Source organism: Methylobacterium sp. D53M (genome assembly GCF_053345625.1).
Genome location: NZ_JBKFAL010000004.1, coordinates 139,229 through 155,466, shown reverse-complemented (window position 1 = coordinate 155,466; position 16,238 = coordinate 139,229). Strand labels below are relative to the sequence as shown.

At 70.4% G+C, this 16,238-nt stretch carries 15 protein-coding genes; 2 read left to right on the top strand and 13 right to left on the bottom strand.

Going from position 1 to position 16,238, the window contains the following annotated elements:
• Positions 1-47: 47 nt before the first annotated feature.
• A complete protein-coding gene (locus ACLBYG_RS09825; protein ID WP_447681354.1) occupies positions 48-2,072 on the top strand; it encodes a L,D-transpeptidase family protein in 2,025 nt (674 codons plus the stop codon).
• A gap of 142 nt (positions 2,073-2,214) precedes the next feature.
• A complete protein-coding gene (locus ACLBYG_RS09820; protein ID WP_447681353.1) occupies positions 2,215-3,729 on the top strand; it encodes a DUF882 domain-containing protein in 1,515 nt (504 codons plus the stop codon).
• Between the two features lie 82 nt (positions 3,730-3,811).
• On the opposite strand, the gene ACLBYG_RS09815 is transcribed toward ACLBYG_RS09820, so the two are convergent.
• From ACLBYG_RS09815 to bchC, 13 genes are all read right to left on the bottom strand, one after another.
• Positions 3,812-4,063, bottom strand: a complete 252-nt coding sequence (locus ACLBYG_RS09815) for a hypothetical protein (RefSeq protein ID WP_020091998.1) — start codon at positions 4,061-4,063, stop codon at positions 3,812-3,814.
• A 192-nt stretch (positions 4,064-4,255) separates the two neighbouring features.
• On the bottom strand, positions 4,256-6,946 hold the full coding sequence (gene ppdK / locus ACLBYG_RS09810; RefSeq protein WP_447681352.1) for a pyruvate, phosphate dikinase: 2,691 nt from the start codon (positions 6,944-6,946) through the stop codon (positions 4,256-4,258).
• Positions 6,947-7,111: 165 nt separating this feature from the next.
• The gene (locus ACLBYG_RS09805) at positions 7,112-7,255 is read right to left on the bottom strand and encodes a DUF3096 domain-containing protein (RefSeq protein ID WP_012319762.1); all 144 of its coding nucleotides are present in this window, start codon (positions 7,253-7,255) and stop codon (positions 7,112-7,114) included.
• Between the two features lie 109 nt (positions 7,256-7,364).
• Positions 7,365-8,468, bottom strand: a complete 1,104-nt coding sequence (pufC, locus tag ACLBYG_RS09800) for a photosynthetic reaction center cytochrome PufC (protein WP_447681351.1) — start codon at positions 8,466-8,468, stop codon at positions 7,365-7,367.
• 10 nt (positions 8,469-8,478) lie between these two features.
• Entirely contained in the window at positions 8,479-9,459 is a 981-nt protein-coding gene (gene pufM / locus ACLBYG_RS09795; protein ID WP_447681350.1) for a photosynthetic reaction center subunit M, read from the bottom strand.
• Between the two features lie 80 nt (positions 9,460-9,539).
• Positions 9,540-10,364: a photosynthetic reaction center subunit L gene (gene pufL, locus ACLBYG_RS09790; RefSeq protein ID WP_020091994.1), complete on the bottom strand. Its 825-nt coding sequence runs from the start codon at positions 10,362-10,364 to the stop codon at positions 9,540-9,542.
• An 80-nt stretch (positions 10,365-10,444) separates the two neighbouring features.
• Complete coding sequence (gene pufA / locus ACLBYG_RS09785; protein WP_020091993.1) at positions 10,445-10,636, bottom strand: light-harvesting antenna LH1, alpha subunit; 192 nt, start codon at positions 10,634-10,636, stop codon at positions 10,445-10,447.
• A gap of 10 nt (positions 10,637-10,646) precedes the next feature.
• On the bottom strand, positions 10,647-10,883 hold the full coding sequence (pufB, locus tag ACLBYG_RS09780) for a light-harvesting antenna LH1, beta subunit (RefSeq protein WP_012319767.1): 237 nt from the start codon (positions 10,881-10,883) through the stop codon (positions 10,647-10,649).
• 127 nt (positions 10,884-11,010) lie between these two features.
• Positions 11,011-11,232 (bottom strand): hypothetical protein, encoded by a 222-nt coding sequence (locus ACLBYG_RS09775; protein WP_026604760.1) that lies wholly within the window; start codon positions 11,230-11,232, stop codon positions 11,011-11,013.
• Positions 11,233-11,267: 35 nt separating this feature from the next.
• Positions 11,268-12,734, bottom strand: coding sequence for a chlorophyllide a reductase subunit Z (bchZ, locus tag ACLBYG_RS09770; RefSeq protein ID WP_447681349.1), 1,467 nt, complete (start codon positions 12,732-12,734; stop codon positions 11,268-11,270).
• Positions 12,734-14,263 (bottom strand): chlorophyllide a reductase subunit Y, encoded by a 1,530-nt coding sequence (gene bchY, locus ACLBYG_RS09765; protein WP_447681348.1) that lies wholly within the window; start codon positions 14,261-14,263, stop codon positions 12,734-12,736. Before bchY ends, bchZ begins: the two co-directional genes overlap by 1 nt.
• A 5-nt stretch (positions 14,264-14,268) precedes the next feature.
• Complete coding sequence (locus tag ACLBYG_RS09760; RefSeq protein ID WP_020091989.1) at positions 14,269-15,273, bottom strand: chlorophyllide a reductase iron protein subunit X; 1,005 nt, start codon at positions 15,271-15,273, stop codon at positions 14,269-14,271.
• Positions 15,270-16,208 (bottom strand): chlorophyll synthesis pathway protein BchC, encoded by a 939-nt coding sequence (bchC, locus tag ACLBYG_RS09755; RefSeq protein ID WP_447681347.1) that lies wholly within the window; start codon positions 16,206-16,208, stop codon positions 15,270-15,272. The genes ACLBYG_RS09760 and bchC overlap by 4 nt, the downstream gene beginning before the upstream one ends.
• Positions 16,209-16,238: the final 30 nt, after the last annotated feature.

Sequence of the window (16,238 nt, the reverse complement as noted above, 5' to 3'; positions counted from 1 at the left end):
TCACAATCTGAGCGTGCGGTCCTGCCGCCGCGCCCCGGGAGATCACGATGCGCGTCCCGCGCTCCAGCCTCATCGCGCTGGCCGCCCTTCTCGGCGGCACGCTGGCACCGGCCGGCTCCCTCCGCGCCGCGACGGCCGCGCTGGACCAGCCGGCCGCCGATGTCCCCGCGACCCCGCCCGCTGCCGCGCCGGGGCCGACGGCGCCCGCGCCGGCGGATCCGTCGGCGCCCGCCGCGACCGCCCTTCCCGACTACAAGCCTGAGGCGCCGGCGGCCGAGCCGGCCCCGGCTCCCGCCGCGGCGGCCCCGGTCGCCCCGACGGACCCGCTCGGCGCCGCAATCTTCGCCCGGTTCGCGGATGCCGCGCCCCTGCTGCTCCGCCTCACCGGCAAGGACCGCGACGCGATCCGGAGCTTCTACGAGGCCCGCAGCTTCAAGCCGCTCTGGATCTCCGGCGGGGCCTGGACCGACGCCGCGAAGGCGGTCTCGGCGCGGCTGGCGGCCGCCGCCGAGGACGGGCTCGACCCCCGCGCCTACACGGTCCCGGCGCTCGCCGACAAACCGGACGAGAAGGCGGTCGCCGACGCCGATCTGCGCCTGTCCGCGGCGGCGGTTCTCTACGCCCGGGACGCCCGCGGCGGCCGGATCAACCTGGCCTCGATCTCGCGGCTGATCACCCCGCACCTCGATCTGCCGGCCGGCAACGACGTCTTGGCGAAGCTCGACGAGGCCGGCGCGAAGGCCGGTGAGGCACTGCAGGCCTACAACCCGGCGACTCCGGGCTATCTCGCGCTGAAGGCGCGGCTCGCCACCCTGCGGGGACCTGTGCCGACCGCGGTGAAGCCGCTGCGACTCCCGGCCGGGCCGGCCCTGCGCGTCGGCATGCGCGATGCCCGCGTCCCGCTGCTGCGGGCACATTTCAACCTCGAGAGCCGTCCCGCCGCGACCCTGGACAAGGGGCCCGGCGAGCCGGAGGAGTACGATTCCGTGGTCGCCGACGCGGTGGCCAAGTTCCAGCGCGGCCGCGGCCTACCTGGGAACGGCGTCCTGAACGTCCAGACGGTGCTCGCCCTCGCCGATGCCGGCCGCACGGCGCGTCCGACGGGCGGTGAGGCCGAACTCATCGTCAACATGGAGCGGTGGCGCTGGCTTCCGGGCGATCTGGGGCCGGATTACATCCTCGTCAACGTGCCGGAATATCGTCTGCGCGCCTACCGGGGCGGTGTGATGCGCGACGAGGCGCGGGTCATCGTTGGCAAGCCGGAATCGCGCACGCCGCTGTTCTCCGGGATGATGGAGTACGCGGTCGTCAACCCGTCCTGGTACGTCCCGCCGTCGATCCTGAAGACGATGGCGCCGAAGCTCGCCGGCTACGGCGGCAAGACCTGGGGCGGCTACGAGGTCGTCCGTCGCGGCGGGCACATCTCGCTGCGCCAGCCCCCGGGGGAGCGCAACGCGCTGGGCTTCATCAAGTTCATGTTCCCGAACCAGCACGCGGTCTACCTGCACGACACGCCGAACCGCTCGCTGTTCTCCGCCGCGAAGCGCGATTTCAGTCACGGCTGCGTTCGCGTCGACGACCCGTTCCGGCTCGCCGACGCGGTGCTGCCGAACTGGTCCGCGGATCGGCTGAAGAAGCTGATCGGCAAGGGCGAGCGCACCATTCGGCTGCCGGAGAAGCTGCCGGTCCACCTCGCCTACTTCACCGCCTTCGTGGACGACGGCGGCGCCTACCGCACCCTTCCGGATCTCTACGGCTACGACGCGCCGATGCGCGCGGCCCTCGGGCTGCCCGGCGGCGGCGGGCCGGCGATCGCGAGGCTCTCGGACGAGCCGCCGCGGCGCAAGGCCGAGCGCGCCCCGAAGCCGCCCGCGCCCCGGACCGTCCATCGCCGCGCGCCCGAGCGGCCGGTCGCGGATGCCGACGCGTGGCCGGGCGGGCGCTACGAGGAGGCGGAGACGCCGCGCCGCGCCCAGCGTCGCGCCGCCCGTGCCGACAGCGCGCCGGAATACGGCGAGCCCGGCCTCTGGACGCCCGCGCCGCAACAGGCGGCGCCGCGCGGGTGGTGGTAGCCCACCCGCACCACCAGCAACTTTCAGGTGCGCGGCCGCACAGCCGGGCACGATTTCGCCACGGTCGAGCCTTAGCCGTTTCGGTCGCGAACCCGGTTCAACAGGCGTCGGGTCAGGCTGTCGGGAGAGGATCAGGACCGTCGTGCCCAGTCTCCCGCGCGCCCTTCGCTACGTCACCCTCGCCCTGTCCGGCCTCGCGCTCGGACTGATCGCCGGGACGGCCGAGACCGAGGACGCGGTCGCCAACGGCGACACCCGCTCCCTGTCGATCTACCACACCCACACGCAGGAGAGCGCGACCATCACGTTCAAGCGCGATGGTCGCTACGACCGCGCGGCCCTCGAGCAGCTGAACTGGCTCCTGCGCGACTGGCGGGTCAACGAGCCGACCAAGATGGACCCGCGGCTGTTCGATACGGTCTGGGAGGCCTATCGCCAGGTCGGCGCGACGCAGCCGATCCACGTCGTGTCGGCCTACCGCTCCCCGGGCACCAACGCGATGCTGCGCCGCCGCTCCAGGATGGTGGCCGAGTACAGCCAGCACATGCTGGGCAAGGCGATGGACTTCTTCCTGCCGGACGTGTCGATCGACCGGATCCGGGAGGTCGGTCTCCGGATGCAGCGCGGCGGCGTCGGCTGGTACCCCCATGCCGGAACGCCGTTCGTGCACCTCGACGTGGGCTCGGTGCGGATGTGGCCGCGCATGACCCACGACCAGCTCGCCCGCCTGTTCCCGGACGGCAAGACCGTCCTGCTCCCGAGCGACAACCGCCCCTTCCCTCGCTACGAGGAGGCCAAGGCCGAGATCCTGGCCCGCGGCGGCACCGTGGCGGGCCTCACGACGCAGATGGCCAGCGGCGAGGAGGAGGACGGGCCCGGCCTGTTCGGCTTCCTGGCCAGCCTGTTCGGCGGCGGCCGGTCGGCACCGGAACCCGCGCCGGTGCCGGCCCCGGTGGAGACGGCGCGGAAATCGCGGCGCGCGCCCGTCGTCGCCGTGGCGAGCGCCGATCCGCAGGATCCGGCGGGCGCGCGCGCGGCCCTCGCCTACGCGGCGCCGGCGGCCGACGACGCCCTGCGCGGCTCGCTGACCGAGCGGGCGCAGGCGAAAGGTGCCGAGACCAAGCCCTCCGACATCAGGCCCGCCGACGCCAAGGCGCTTCTGACCGCCAGTCAGCCGGTCGCCGTCGACAATACCGTGACCGCCGTCACGGCACCGCTCCCGCCGCGGCGCCCCGCCGATATCGCCGCCGTCGCGGCGAGCCTGAACATGCCCCTGCCGCCGCCCCGCCCTGTGCAGTTCGCGGCGCTGGAGCGCGGGATGGCCAATTTCGCGCCGGCGGCCGAGATCCGCGCCCTCGACAAGCCGGCGGCGGCGGTTCCGGCTCGCGCCCGCTCCCTCGTGGCTCCGGACGCGGATGCCAAGGCGCAACTGCGCGCCCTGTTCGACTCCGTATCGGCCGGTCCGGGCGCTGCCCCGGCGAGCCGCGCCACGCCCGTGCACGTGGCCGCCACGCGCCTGCGCGGTGCCGCGCCCGACGCGGTGGTCGGCGCCGCGCCCGACCGGGTCACCACGCGATTCAGTCCCCGCAGCCCCGGCGACGACCTGCCGACCCGTTTCACCGGCTCGGCCGCACGGGCCGTGTCGGGGGCGCGGTGATTCGACCGTCGTCGTCAGGACGTCCGCATCGGAGCCGCGAAGTGGGCCGGGCCACCCGAGGCGGTCGACGCCGGATACGCGCTCAGCGCAGAGGCTTGGACAGGTTGACCGCCAGCGCGCCGACCAGCGTGGTCGCGTAGCTGTCTTCCTGCGTCGCCGAGATGCGCTCCGCCTCGCTGCCGCTGTTGGCCGCGACCGACATCATCAGCATCACGGCCGTGACGACACCGCCGAGACCGGCGACGAGAGCGAGATAGGCGCGGACGGCGACGCTCGGAACAGCCGCGACCGCTTCGGTCTCAGCGAGGCACAGCGGCGATGGGCTGTGGGACATGGTGGCGGCCGCTTCTGACGGGCGATGCTGAACCCGACGCGGGCCGATTAGGCGCACGTAGGGCGTACCCGTTCAATCGAAGAACGCCTCAAAAAGAGGCGAGTTCGACCGAAAGGCGAATTTTTCCACTGATCCTCATACGGACGGTTGATAGCCGAAAGGGGGACGTGCTCGGCGTCCCCCGGACTGGTCTCAGCCTTCCTTGCCGGCGACCTTGCCGAGCGCCGCCTGTGCGGCCGCGAGCCGGGCAATCGGCACCCGGTAGGGCGAGCAGGACACGTAGTCGAGTCCCACCTCCTGGCAGAAGCCGACCGAGGCGGGATCGCCGCCGTGCTCGCCGCAGATGCCGAGCTTGATGTCTGGCCGGGTCTTGCGGCCGCGCTCGACGCCGATGCGCACCAGCTCGCCTACGCCTTCCTGGTCGATCGTGATGAACGGGTCGGCCGGCAGGATGCCCTTCTGGGTATAGGGGCCCAGGAAGGTGGCCGCGTCGTCGCGGGAGATGCCGAGCGCCGTCTGGGTCAGGTCGTTGGTGCCAAAGGAGAAGAACTCCGCGGTCTCGGCGATCTCATTGGCCTTGAGGGCCGCGCGCGGCAGCTCGATCATCGTGCCGACCTGATAGTCGAGGGTCGCGCCCTTCTCCTCGGCCACGGCCTTCGCCATGGCGTCGATGCGGGCCTTCACGATGTCGAACTCGGCGCGGGTGAAGACCAGCGGCACCATCACTTCGGGCGTCACCGCCTTGCCGGTATCGGCGGCCGCCTGGACGGCGGCCTCGAAGATCGCGCGGGCCTGCATCTCGGCGATCTCCGGGAAGGCGATCGCGAGGCGGCAGCCCCGGAAGCCGAGCATCGGGTTGTGCTCGGACAGCTCGCGCGTCCGGTGCCGGATCTTCTCCTCGGAGACGCCCGTCGCCTTAACGACCTCGGCGACCTCGGCGTCGGTGTGCGGCAGGAACTCGTGGAGCGGCGGGTCGAGGAGGCGGATCGTGACCGGCAGGCCGGACATGATCGTGAACAGCTCCAGGAAGTCCTGCCGCTGGTAGGGCAGGATCTTCGCCAGCGCCGCGCGCCGGCCCTCGGCGTCGTCGGCGAGGATCATCTCGCGGACCGCGATGATGCGGTCACCCTCGAAGAACATGTGCTCGGTGCGGCAGAGGCCGATGCCCTCGGCGCCGAAGTTGCGCGCGGTCCGGGCGTCGGTCGGCGTGTCGGCGTTGGCGCGGACCTTCATGCCGCGGATCGCGTCGGCCCACTCCATCAGGGTGGCGAAGTCGCCCGACAGCTCGGGCTCCAGCATCTTCACCTCGCCCTGGATCACCTGGCCGGTGGAGCCGTCGATGGTGATCCGGTCGCCGGCCTTCAGCGTCGTGCCGCCGACCGTCAGGGTCTGCGCCTTGTAGTCGATCCGGATCGAGCCGACGCCGGAGACGCAGGGCTTGCCCATGCCGCGGGCCACCACGGCCGCGTGGCTGGTCATGCCGCCGCGGGTGGTGAGGATGCCCTCGGCGGCGTGCATCCCGTGGATGTCCTCGGGCGAGGTCTCGATCCGGACGAGGATGCACTTGCGCTCGGCCTTGCGGTGGGCCTCCGCGTCCTCGGAATTGAACACGATCTCGCCGGTCGCCGCGCCGGGCGAGGCCGGCAGGCCGGAGGCGATGACCTTGCGGTCGGCCTTCGGGTCGATGGTCGGGTGCAGGAGTTGGTCGAGGGCGCCGGGCTCGACGCGGCCGATCGCCTCCTCCTTCGAGATCAGCCCCTCGCCCGCCAGATCAACGGCGATGCGCAGGGCGGCCTTGGCCGTGCGCTTGCCGTTGCGGGTCTGGAGCATCCAGAGCTTCCCCTTCTCGATGGTGAATTCCATGTCCTGCATGTCGCGGTAGTGCGACTCCAGGATCCCGTAGATCCGGGTCAGCTCCGCGAAGCTCTCCGGCATGGCCTTCTCCATGGAAGGCTTGTCGCTCTCCGCCTCTTCCCGCGCCTTCTCGGTGATGTTCTGCGGGGTGCGGATGCCCGCCACGACGTCCTCGCCCTGCGCGTTGATCAGGAACTCGCCGTAGAGCGCCTTCTCGCCGGTGGAGGGGTTGCGGGTGAAGGCGACGCCGGTGGCCGACGTGTCGCCCATGTTGCCGAACACCATGGCCTGCACGTTGACGGCCGTGCCCCAGCTCTCCGGGATGTTGTTCAGCTCCCGGTACTTCTTCGCGCGGGGGATCATCCACGAATTGAACACGGCGCCGATCGCGCCCCAGAGCTGGTCGTCCGCGCCCTGCGGGAAGTCCGAGCCGTGCTCGTCGCGCACGATCTTCTTGTAGGTCTGGATGAGGGTCTTCCAGTCGCCGGCGCCGAGCTCGGTGTCGAGGTCGAAGCCCTTGCCCTCCTTGTACTGCTCCAGCGCCTCCTCGAAGGCGTGGTGCTCAACGCCGAGCACCACGTTCGAGTACATCGTGATGAAGCGGCGGTACGAATCGTAGGCGAAGCGCTCGTCGTCGGCCTCCTTGGCGAGGGCCAGGACGGTCTCGTCGTTGAGGCCGAGATTGAGGACCGTATCCATCATGCCGGGCATCGAGGCGCGCGCACCCGAGCGGACCGACACGAGCAGCGGGTTCGTCGCGTCGCCGAACTTGCGGCCGGTGAGCTTGCCCACCTGGGCGAGCGCTTCCGCGACCTGATCCTTGAGCTCCGGCGGATAGGATTTGCCGTGATCGTAGAAGTAGGTGCAGACCTCGGTGGTGATCGTGAAGCCCGGCGGGACCGGCAGGCCCAGGTTGGACATCTCGGCGAGGTTGGCGCCCTTGCCGCCGAGCAGGTCGCGCATCTGCGACTTGCCCTCCGCCTTGCCGTCGCCGAAGGCATAGACCCACTTCGCGCTGCCGGTCGCCATGTCGATCCCGTCCGTATCTGGTGCCCGGCGCCGGCCGAGCTGATGGGCGGGGTTGGACCATCCCGCAGCGCAACGCAAGATGAACGCGCGATGGCCCTGTGCGTGCGCGGCTGACGGCTCGAGCGGTCTGTCAGGTCCGCGCCGTCGCGGCGCGGGCGCGGCCCGTCAATGCAGGATTCCGAGCCCGATCACGCCGACGACGATCAGGTAGATCGCGACGATGTAGTTGAGCAGCCGCGGCATCACCAGGATCAGGATTCCGGCGAGGATCGCGATCAGCGGCTGGAGGTTCGAGATGGTGATGGTCACGGACGCCTCCTGAGGGCCGAGCTTGGCCGCCGGTATCGACGCCTCTACCCCACGGAGGTTCCCTGTAGCTTGGGCGGGGCGGCCGGTCGTCCGGCCGCCCCGGGGCGGATCAGGGCTTCGGCGTCGGGGTCTCGGTCCCGGGGATCGGGTCCTTGGCCTCGCCGGTCGGCAGGCTCACGGCGATCGTCGGATGCGACAGCTCCGGATAGGGCTCGATCACGTTGGCGCCGTTGAGCGGCTTGTTGGCGCCGTTGTGACAGGTGGCGCAGTTGATCTTCGGCACGTCGCCCAGGATCCCGAGCCGGTTCCGCGGGAACGTCGATTTCAGCGGCTCCATGTAATCCTGGTTCAGGTCACGCACCATCCGGATGCCGTACCAGGCATGGACGCGGTTGGGCGTGCTGGTGTCCCACTGCGCCACCGATCGGGTGTTGTGGCAGAAGGTGCAGTTGACCCCGAGAGACTGCGACATGCTGATCATGATCGCGAAGGTCTTCTCGGCGTCCTGGATCGGCTTGCCCTTGGTCTCCGGCAGCGCCGTGGTGGCGTTGACCCGGACCGCGTCCTCCGACGTTTCCTTGTGCTGATAGAAGGCCTGATAGACGTCGTAGGGCAGCGAGGTGTTGCCGACTTCTGCGGAGGCGAGGTTCTGGCTGTTGTTGCGCGGGATGAAGCGCCCCGCCCCCTGGACCGGATGATCGAACCAGATATTGGCCGGCACCGGATTGCCGCGGTGACAGGTGTAGCAGGTCACGCCCGCCTGATGGACGTGGTTCTCCTTCCAGGACGAGTTGATGTACTGGGTCATCTGGAGCATCCGCCGGGCGACGCGCTTCTGGTAGAGCTCGTCGGACGCCATGTTCTCGGTGCTGTGGCAGTAGGTGCAGCCCTGCTGCGGGGCCACCCACTCGGTGATCGACACCATCAGCCGGTTGAACTGCTCGGCCGAGAGATCACCCAGAACCTGGACGTTCTGGTAGACGGCCGAGGCCTTGTCGCCGCCCGCATCGGCCGGATCGGCCGGGGTCGGGGCCACGTTCGCGGCGGCCAGCGCCTCGTTGCCGGCGCGGTTGCGGATCAGGTCCATGCCCGTCCCGCGGAAGCCGGTCTGCTTGTTCGCCATCGGCGGGTGGGTCCAGCCGGCGCCGCCGAACATCGCGATGGTGAGGAAGAGGGCCAGTGCGCCGCCGGCCACCGCCAGAATCGTCTTCATGACGGCCTCCTCACGGCTTCATGCCGGGTGCGAGATGGGCGGGATCCACGATCGGGCCGTAGACCTGCGGGTACGAGGGCGCGACGCCGTGCTTGACGGCCCAGAGGTACCAGTTGTCGACCACGGTCCCGGTGAGCAGGATGCCGATGCCGCCGGTCAGCGTCGTCAGCACGGCGAACCACCACGCCCAGCGGTGGATCGACTCCATCGTGGCGTTGAAGCCCATGGTCCAGCGCCAGAACAGGGCGGCGCGCTCGGTGGCCGTGCCGCGGTCGACGATCTGGTCGATCTCGCGCTCCGCGCCGTAGCGCGAGCAGGCCAGGATCGTGCCCCCGTGCATCGCGAACAGCAGCGTCGACCCGTAGAGGAACGTGATCGAGAGCATGTGGAACGGGTTGTAGAAGAGGTTCCCGTAGCGGAGCGAGAAGGCCGCGGTCCAGTCGAGGTGCGGGAAGATGCCGAACGGCACGGCTTCCGACCATGAGCCCATCAGCACCGGCCGGATGAAGCCGAGGACGAGGTAGAGCCAGATCGCCGACGCGAAGGCCCACGGTACGTGCAGGCCGAGGCCGAGCGCCCGCGCCCGCTTGTAGAGATGGACCCACCACAGCAGGATCGAGGCCGTCAGGAAGAAGCCGGCGATGAGCCACCACCCGCCCTCGTTCAGGGGCGGAAGGACCTTCAGGCCGTACTTCGGGAGAGGCGGCTCGAGGGCGAGCCACGGCAATTGCCGGACGAACTGGACCGGGTCCCAGTTCACCGAGGCCCACATGTTGAGCCCGATGATCTCGAAGGCGATCACCCCGCATGTGATCGACAGAGCCGCGATGTAGCCGATATAGATCGGCCCGACCTGGCTGTTGCCGATCAGCCCGAACAGGTAGCTGTTGAACGGCTTGCCGACCCGCTCGTCGACCGCGACCGGGACGCCCTGATCCGGCACGAGCGGGCGCACCTGAACCTGCGTGAAGATGTTCTGGTAATAGGCCATGGCCTGCCCTCCCCCGGAGTGCCGCGCGCTGGGCGGCGGCGACCCGCGTTAGTCCCCTCGTTCCGATCCCGTCCGACCCGTCACCGCCAGACCGGCAGGTTGAGCCACCAGCCCCACCATTGCGGCCAGCCCTGCGTCCAGAACGGCCCGCTGATGACGATGCAGACCGCGCTCCAGAACCCTGCAGAGAGCGCCAGGAACAGGCCGAGGCGGTGGATGCCGAGCGTGCCGATCGAGTAGCCGATCGTGTCGCGGAAGAAGGTGTCCTCGTGCTCGGGCGTCTTGACGGTCTCGCCCTTCTTCGGGTTGGTCGCCGACAGGATCAGGCCGCCGTGCATCGCCAGGGCCAGCGTCGTCGTGAAGAAGAACGTCACGGCCAGCATGTGGGCCGGATTATAGTGGAAGTGGAGATACTGGTATCCGGTGTTGGACACCCAATCGAGATGGCTGAGGATGCCGTACGGGAAGCCGTAGCCCCAGGCGCCCATCAGCAGCGGCCGGATCACCACGAGGGTGAAGTAGGCGAAGATCGCCATCCCGAAGGCCGCGGGGACGTGGTAGCCGATCCCGAGCTTGCGGCAGATCTCGACCTCGCGCAGCGCCCAGGAAACGAACGAGCCGAGCGCGCACATGGTGATGATCTGCCAGAGCCCGCCATCCTTCAGCGGCGCGAGTCTCAGGCCGTAGCTGACATCGGGCGGCGCGATGTTGATCTGCCAGATGTTCCAGGTCGGTCCGATCGCGGCGCCGTAGATGACGAGCGCGGTGCCCAGCACCGTGAAGAACATGCCGACGACGCCGAAGAAACCGACGAAGAACGGCCCGACCCAGAAGTCGAACAGGTCGCCTCCGAGCAAGGTGCCGCCGCGAACCCTGTATTTGCGCTCGAAGCTCAGCATCGCCATGGCGGCTGCTCCTCAGTCAGGCCGGAGAAGAGGAATGTTGGTGGACCGCGGCCCTCGCGCGCCGCGGTCCGGACCGGCACTCAGGCCGGCATCTGCGGCAGCGCGAGCGTGATGGTGTTCTGGGCCGCCTTGTTGTTTCTCGGGCCGTCCAGCCAGTTGAACCGGTCGGTCGAGAGCAGGATGAAGTGGATCAGCAGCGCCAGGATAAAGAGGAAGGTGAACAGAGCCACCAGCGTGCGCCGCGGATCGAAGAGCAACCAAACCTTGTGCATCCGATCCTCCTCAGCCGATCATCGTGACGAGGGCGTGGGCCGCATCGCGAACGCCCTCGAGAGAGGCGTAGCCCTGCGGTCCGGGGAGCCACGGACGCCACAGCCAGACAAGGATGTGGGCGACCACGGCGATCGCCGTGAAGATGAGGAAGCTCGTCAGGAAGATCGCGTGGAACTCCTTGGCTTCCGGTTCCGTCAGCCCGGACAGGCTGCTCGGTCTTTCTGTTGTGACGGGTCCACTCGCCATCGTTCAGACCTCCGTGTGTTGGCCGCGCCTCTGGCGAGGCGCGACGGGTTCAGCCGCGATGCCTTTCGGCTGTCACGGCCCGACTTCCCCCGCGTGACCGGACGGAAGCGTCTCGCTCAGGGGCGTTTCAGCCCATGAAGGCGAAGGGGATCGCCTGAACCGCCATGGCGCGGGCTTCGCCGAAGACCGAGCGGCGCGCCGGCGCCAGGCCCGGGCGGGCCGTCTCGCGGCTGGGCCGGAACCGGTTCAGCGCCGCGGCGGCGAGGAAGAACGGGTAGGTCGCCGCCAGGATCAGCCGGAACTGAAACGCTTCCTGGTGCTGGCGGCCGGTCGGGACCATCGTTCGCATCGTCAGGTCTCCTCTGGGTGAAACGGAAAGGCGGCTCATGCGGGCACTCCTCCCGCGAGGGCGGCCCGGGCCCGCGCCACGTGAGCGGGCGCTACGGCGGCGGCCTCGGTGTCCCGGGCAGCCCGCTCGGCGGCGTCGCGCAGGCGCTTGGCCGCGGAGATCCGGGCGAGCACCGGCTGGGCCTCTACCAGGGCGTCGAGCGCCTGCCGGGCGGCCTCGTCCCACGGCAGCTCGGCGTGGCGCCGGGCCGGCGTCGCCTCGACCTTGTCCATGTCGCGGGCGAGCGGCAGGATGTGGAAGAGGGTGTCGAACAGGGCGTTGCAGACCTCCTGGACCAGGTAGGTCGCCCCGGCGTAGCCCATGAAGGGCGTCCCGGTGTGGCGCCGGATGATCGCGCCGGGGAACGAGGCCGGCACGTAGGTCGCCCGGGCTCCGCACTCGGCGAGGTACATCCGCTCGTTGAACGAGCCGAACAGCACCAGCGGCGGCTTGGCCGCGACGGCGGCGCGGACGGCCGCGTTGTCGGGCTTCAGACCGGCCGAGCGCCCGAAGGCGAAGTGGCAGGGCAGGCCCATCTCGTCTTCGAGGAAATGGCGCACGCCGCGCGCGTAGGTCTCGGTCGCGACGATGCCGAAGCTGGCGGTCCCGAAGAAGTCCTGCGTCACCGAGCGCCAGAGATCCCATACCGGCTTGATCGTCGTGTGCCGCTCCCGCTCGATGAACGGCTCGGGATCGAGGCCCAGGATCGCGCCCAGCGAGCGCAGGAACTTGGTCGTGGACAGGATGCCGATCGGCGCCTGCAGGTACGGGCGCTCCAGATCCTCGCAGAGCAGCCGCCCGAACTCCCGGTAGAGGCAGATATTGGCGTCGGCGTTGACCAGCTTCGGCACGTCGGCGAGGTGCGCGCCGAGCGGGAAGGTGAGGTTCACCTCGGCGCCGATCCCCTCGACCAGCCGCCGGATCTCGGAGAGGTCGGACGGCATGTTGAAGGTGCCGTAGGCCGGGCCGATGAGGTTCACTCGCGGCTTCTCGCCGGGCTTCTTCTCCGGCCGGGCCGGGATGCCCTTCTTGGCGAACTTCTTCGCCCCGTACTCCTGCCAGAGCCAGCGCATCGCCCGGTCGGCGGCCTGCCACTGGTCCTCGTCGATCGTGCGCGGCAGGAAGCGCTGGAGCCCCGTGCCCTCCGGCGTCACGCCTCCGCCGATCATCTCGGCGATGGAGCCGGTGACCACGACGCTGGGCTGGCCCGGATCGAGGGTCGCGTGGGCGCGCTTCATGGCGCCCTCGGTCCCGTGCCGGCCGAGTTCCTCCTCGGCGAGCCCGGTGACCACGATCGGCAGCTCGTGCGGCGGCAGCGCGTCGGTGTAGTGCAGCACCGAGGTGACCGGCAGATTCTCGCAGCCCACGGGGCCGTCGATGACGACCTGCAGGCCCTTGATCGCCGTGAAGACGTAGACCGCGCCCCAGTAGCCCCCGGCCCTGTCGTGATCGAGGATGAGCATCAGGCCATCTCCCCGATCGGCTTCTTGGGGCCCTCGATCTTCGGGCCCTGGCGCTTCTGCGGCACCTCCTGCCAGACGCCCGCGGCGTGACCGGTGCCGACGCCCTCGAAGAAGTCGCGCATGGCGTCGAAGCGCGCCCTGTTGCCGAGGGCGGCGTTGATCACCGTGGCGAGCGACCCGGCGCCGGCCGCGCCCATCAGCGGGCGCGCCGAGATCAGGTTGGTGAAGTAGAGCGCCGGCGTGCCGCGCTCCTTGGCGCGCTGCACCACCGGCGTCGTGCCGATGGCGAGATCGGGCTTCAGCGCTTCGAAGGCGAACAGATCATCCTCGAGGGAGGCCCGGTATCGGACCTCCGTTCCGCGAGACTCGAGCCAGTCGCGATCCGCCTCCGACCAGGGCGTGCGCGGGCAGGCGGTGCCGACATAGGGGACCTCGGCGCCGCTCTCGACGAGGAGGCGCGCCACGAGCAGCTCCGATCCCTCGTAGCCCGAGAGCGTGATCCGCCCCTTGATCGGCATCGCGCCGAGCGCGCCGCGGATGCCGGGCAGGATGCGGTTCTTGGCGGTCTCGACGGTGGCGCGGGGCACGCCGCAGGCCTCGCCGATCCGGTCGAGCCAGTCGGCGGTCCCGTCGACGCCGACGGGAGCGGAGCCGACGATCGGGCGGCCCGCCGCCTCGAACTCGCGGATCGAGGCCGTGTAGAACGGGTGGATCGCCGCCACCGCCGCGCAGTCGAGGGCCGCGTAGAGCTCGCGCCATTCCCGGGTCGGCACGACCGGGCCGGCCGCCAGTCCCAGCGGCTCCAGGAGCGCACCGATCACCACTGGGTCGGCCGGGAAGACCTCGCCCAGCAGCGCGACGCTGGGGCGCTCGGAACGGCCACCGCGGGGGGCGGCGACGGGCCCCTGCTCGGCCTCCGCGCGGGCGACCTTGAGCATGGCGCCGGCGAGCACGTCCTTGGCCTCGGCGTGGGTCGGGACGCCGAAGCCCGGCACGTCGATCCCGATCACCCGGACGCCGTCGATCGCCTTCGGCAGCAGGCGCAGCGGCACACCGGAGGCCGTCGGGACGCAGAGGTTGATGACGACGACGGCGTCGTAATCCTCCGGCTTCGCAGTCGCGTGGACCGCCTCGCGGATGTCCTCGAACAGCTTGCCGGTGACGAGCGTCTCGGAGTTGAACGGCACGTAGCCGACGCTGCGCCGCGCCCCGTAGAAATGCGACGTGAAGGTCAGGCCGTACACGCAGCAGGCCGAGCCCGACAGGATCGTCGCCGTGCGGCGCATCCGCAGACCGACCCGCAGCGAGCCGAAGGCCGGGCACATGCTCTGCGGCTGGTCGTGCGGGCCCTGGGGATAATCCTCGCGCAGCTGCGCCAGGGTCTCCGATAGGCCGGCGGCTTCCGCGGCTGCCACCATCGCGTCCTTGCCGGCGTGGCAACCCAGGCCGTCGCTCTGCGCCGCGGCGAGGTCGACGGTGGCCGGCGCCTTGCGGGCCCGCAGATCGGCGATGTCGAGGGAGACGGCCATGCGCGTCAGACCTCGTCGTACACGACTTCGAGGGACGGCTTGGACACGTGGGCGACGCCGCACATGTCCTCGTGGGTCGCCGGAACCAGCACGACGTCGCGGCCGGTGGTCTCGCTGGAGAACAGGCCGAGCAGCCCGTCCTGCGAGAGCGGCGTCGGGCGGTGCGGCGCGGCCTCCGCGACATTGGCGGCGAGGTCCGCGAACAGGGTGCCCCAGCGCCCGTCCGGCTTGCCGATGATCTCGTAGTTCGCGCTCTTGCGGCGGATGTCCTCGTCGGCCGGGATCGAGGCCAGGACCGGGATGCCGGCCGCCTCCGCGAAGGCCTGGGCCTCGCCGGTGCCGTCGTCCTTGTTGATCACGAGGCCGCCGACGCCGACATTGCCCCCGAGCTTGCGGAAATACTCCACCGCCGAGCAGACGTTGTTGGCGACGTAGAGCGACTGCAGGTCGTTCGAGCCGACGACGATGACCTTCTGGCACATGTCCCGGGCGATCGGCAGGCCGAAGCCGCCGCAGACCACGTCGCCGAGGAAGTCGAGGAGGACGAAGTCGAAGCCCCACTCGTGGAAGCCCAGCTTCTCCAGAAGCTCGAAGCCGTGGATGATGCCGCGGCCGCCGCAGCCGCGCCCGACTTCGGGACCGCCGAGCTCCATGGCGTAGACGCCGTCGCGCTTGAAGCAGACGTCGCCGATCGCGACCGACTCGCCCGCGAGCTTCTTCCTGGTCGACGTCTCGATGATGGTCGGGCAGGCCTTGCCGCCGAAGAGGAGCGAGGTGGTGTCGCTCTTCGGGTCGCAGCCGATCAGCAGGACCTTCTTGCCCTGCTGGGCCATCATGTAGCTGAGATTGGCGAGGGTGAACGACTTGCCGATGCCGCCCTTGCCGTAGATCGCGATGATCTGCGTCTCCTTCTTGGCCGGTGCGGTGGACACGGCATCGGGCTCGATCGCGGCCTCGGCGCGGAGCTGGGTCGCCTGGGACAGGGCAGCCTTATTGAGCTGAACGTTCACGCGGCGTCCCTCCAGTCGAGGATCATCTTCAGGCAGCCCGGATCCGCGAACGCGGTGCGGTAGGCGTCCTGGGCCTGTGCCGCCGGGGCACGGTGGGTAATCAGCCCGTCGAGGGAGAGCCGGCCGCTCTCGATCATCCGCGTCACCGCCACCGTGTCCTCGGGCCTGAACTCGGCCGAGATCCGGATCCGGGCCTCGCGCATGAAGGCGGGCGGGAAAGCGAAGCTGAGGGGCGCCTCGTAGAACCCGGCGAGGACGATCTCGCCCCCCGGTGCGAGCCGGGCGATCAGGTCGTCGAGGCCGGCGGCGTTGCCGCTGACATCCGTGATCGTCGCGTAGTCGCGCCGGGGATCCGCGTCGGGTGCGACGACGGTGTATCCGTGCTCGCCGACTGCGCGCACGGGGTCCGTCTCCCAGACGGTGGGCGCGGCGCCCGCCGCCAGGGTCAGCCGCGCGAGCAGCCGGCCGAGGACGCCGTGCCCGACGATGAGCGGAGCCGCGCCGGGGGCGAGGCGCCCGAGGGCGCGATGGGCGGTCGCCGCGAGGGCCAGGAGGCAGGCCTGCTCGCCGAGGGCCTCGTCCACCGGCACGAGGCGGGCGGCCGGTGCGACCAGATGGGACGCGGCGCCTCCGAACAGGCCGCGAACGGCGCCGAAGCACCGGGCCCCCGGGACGTAGACGGTCTGGCCGACCCGGACCGAAGCGCCGGCATCCGCCTCCACGACCGTCCCGACGGATTCGTAGCCCGGCACCAGGGGGTAGCCCATACCCGGGAAGGGCGGCATCCGCCCCGACCAGAGCAGGCGCTCGGTGCCGGTGCTGATCCCGCTCCAGGACACCGCCACGACCGCGTCCGCGTCAGTGGGCGGCGTCAGGGCCAGGCGCTGAACCGAGAGGTGCTCCGGGTTTTCCAGAATGACGGCCAGAGCGTCCATGGCTGGAAGTGTCCACCCTTTGCGTTGCGA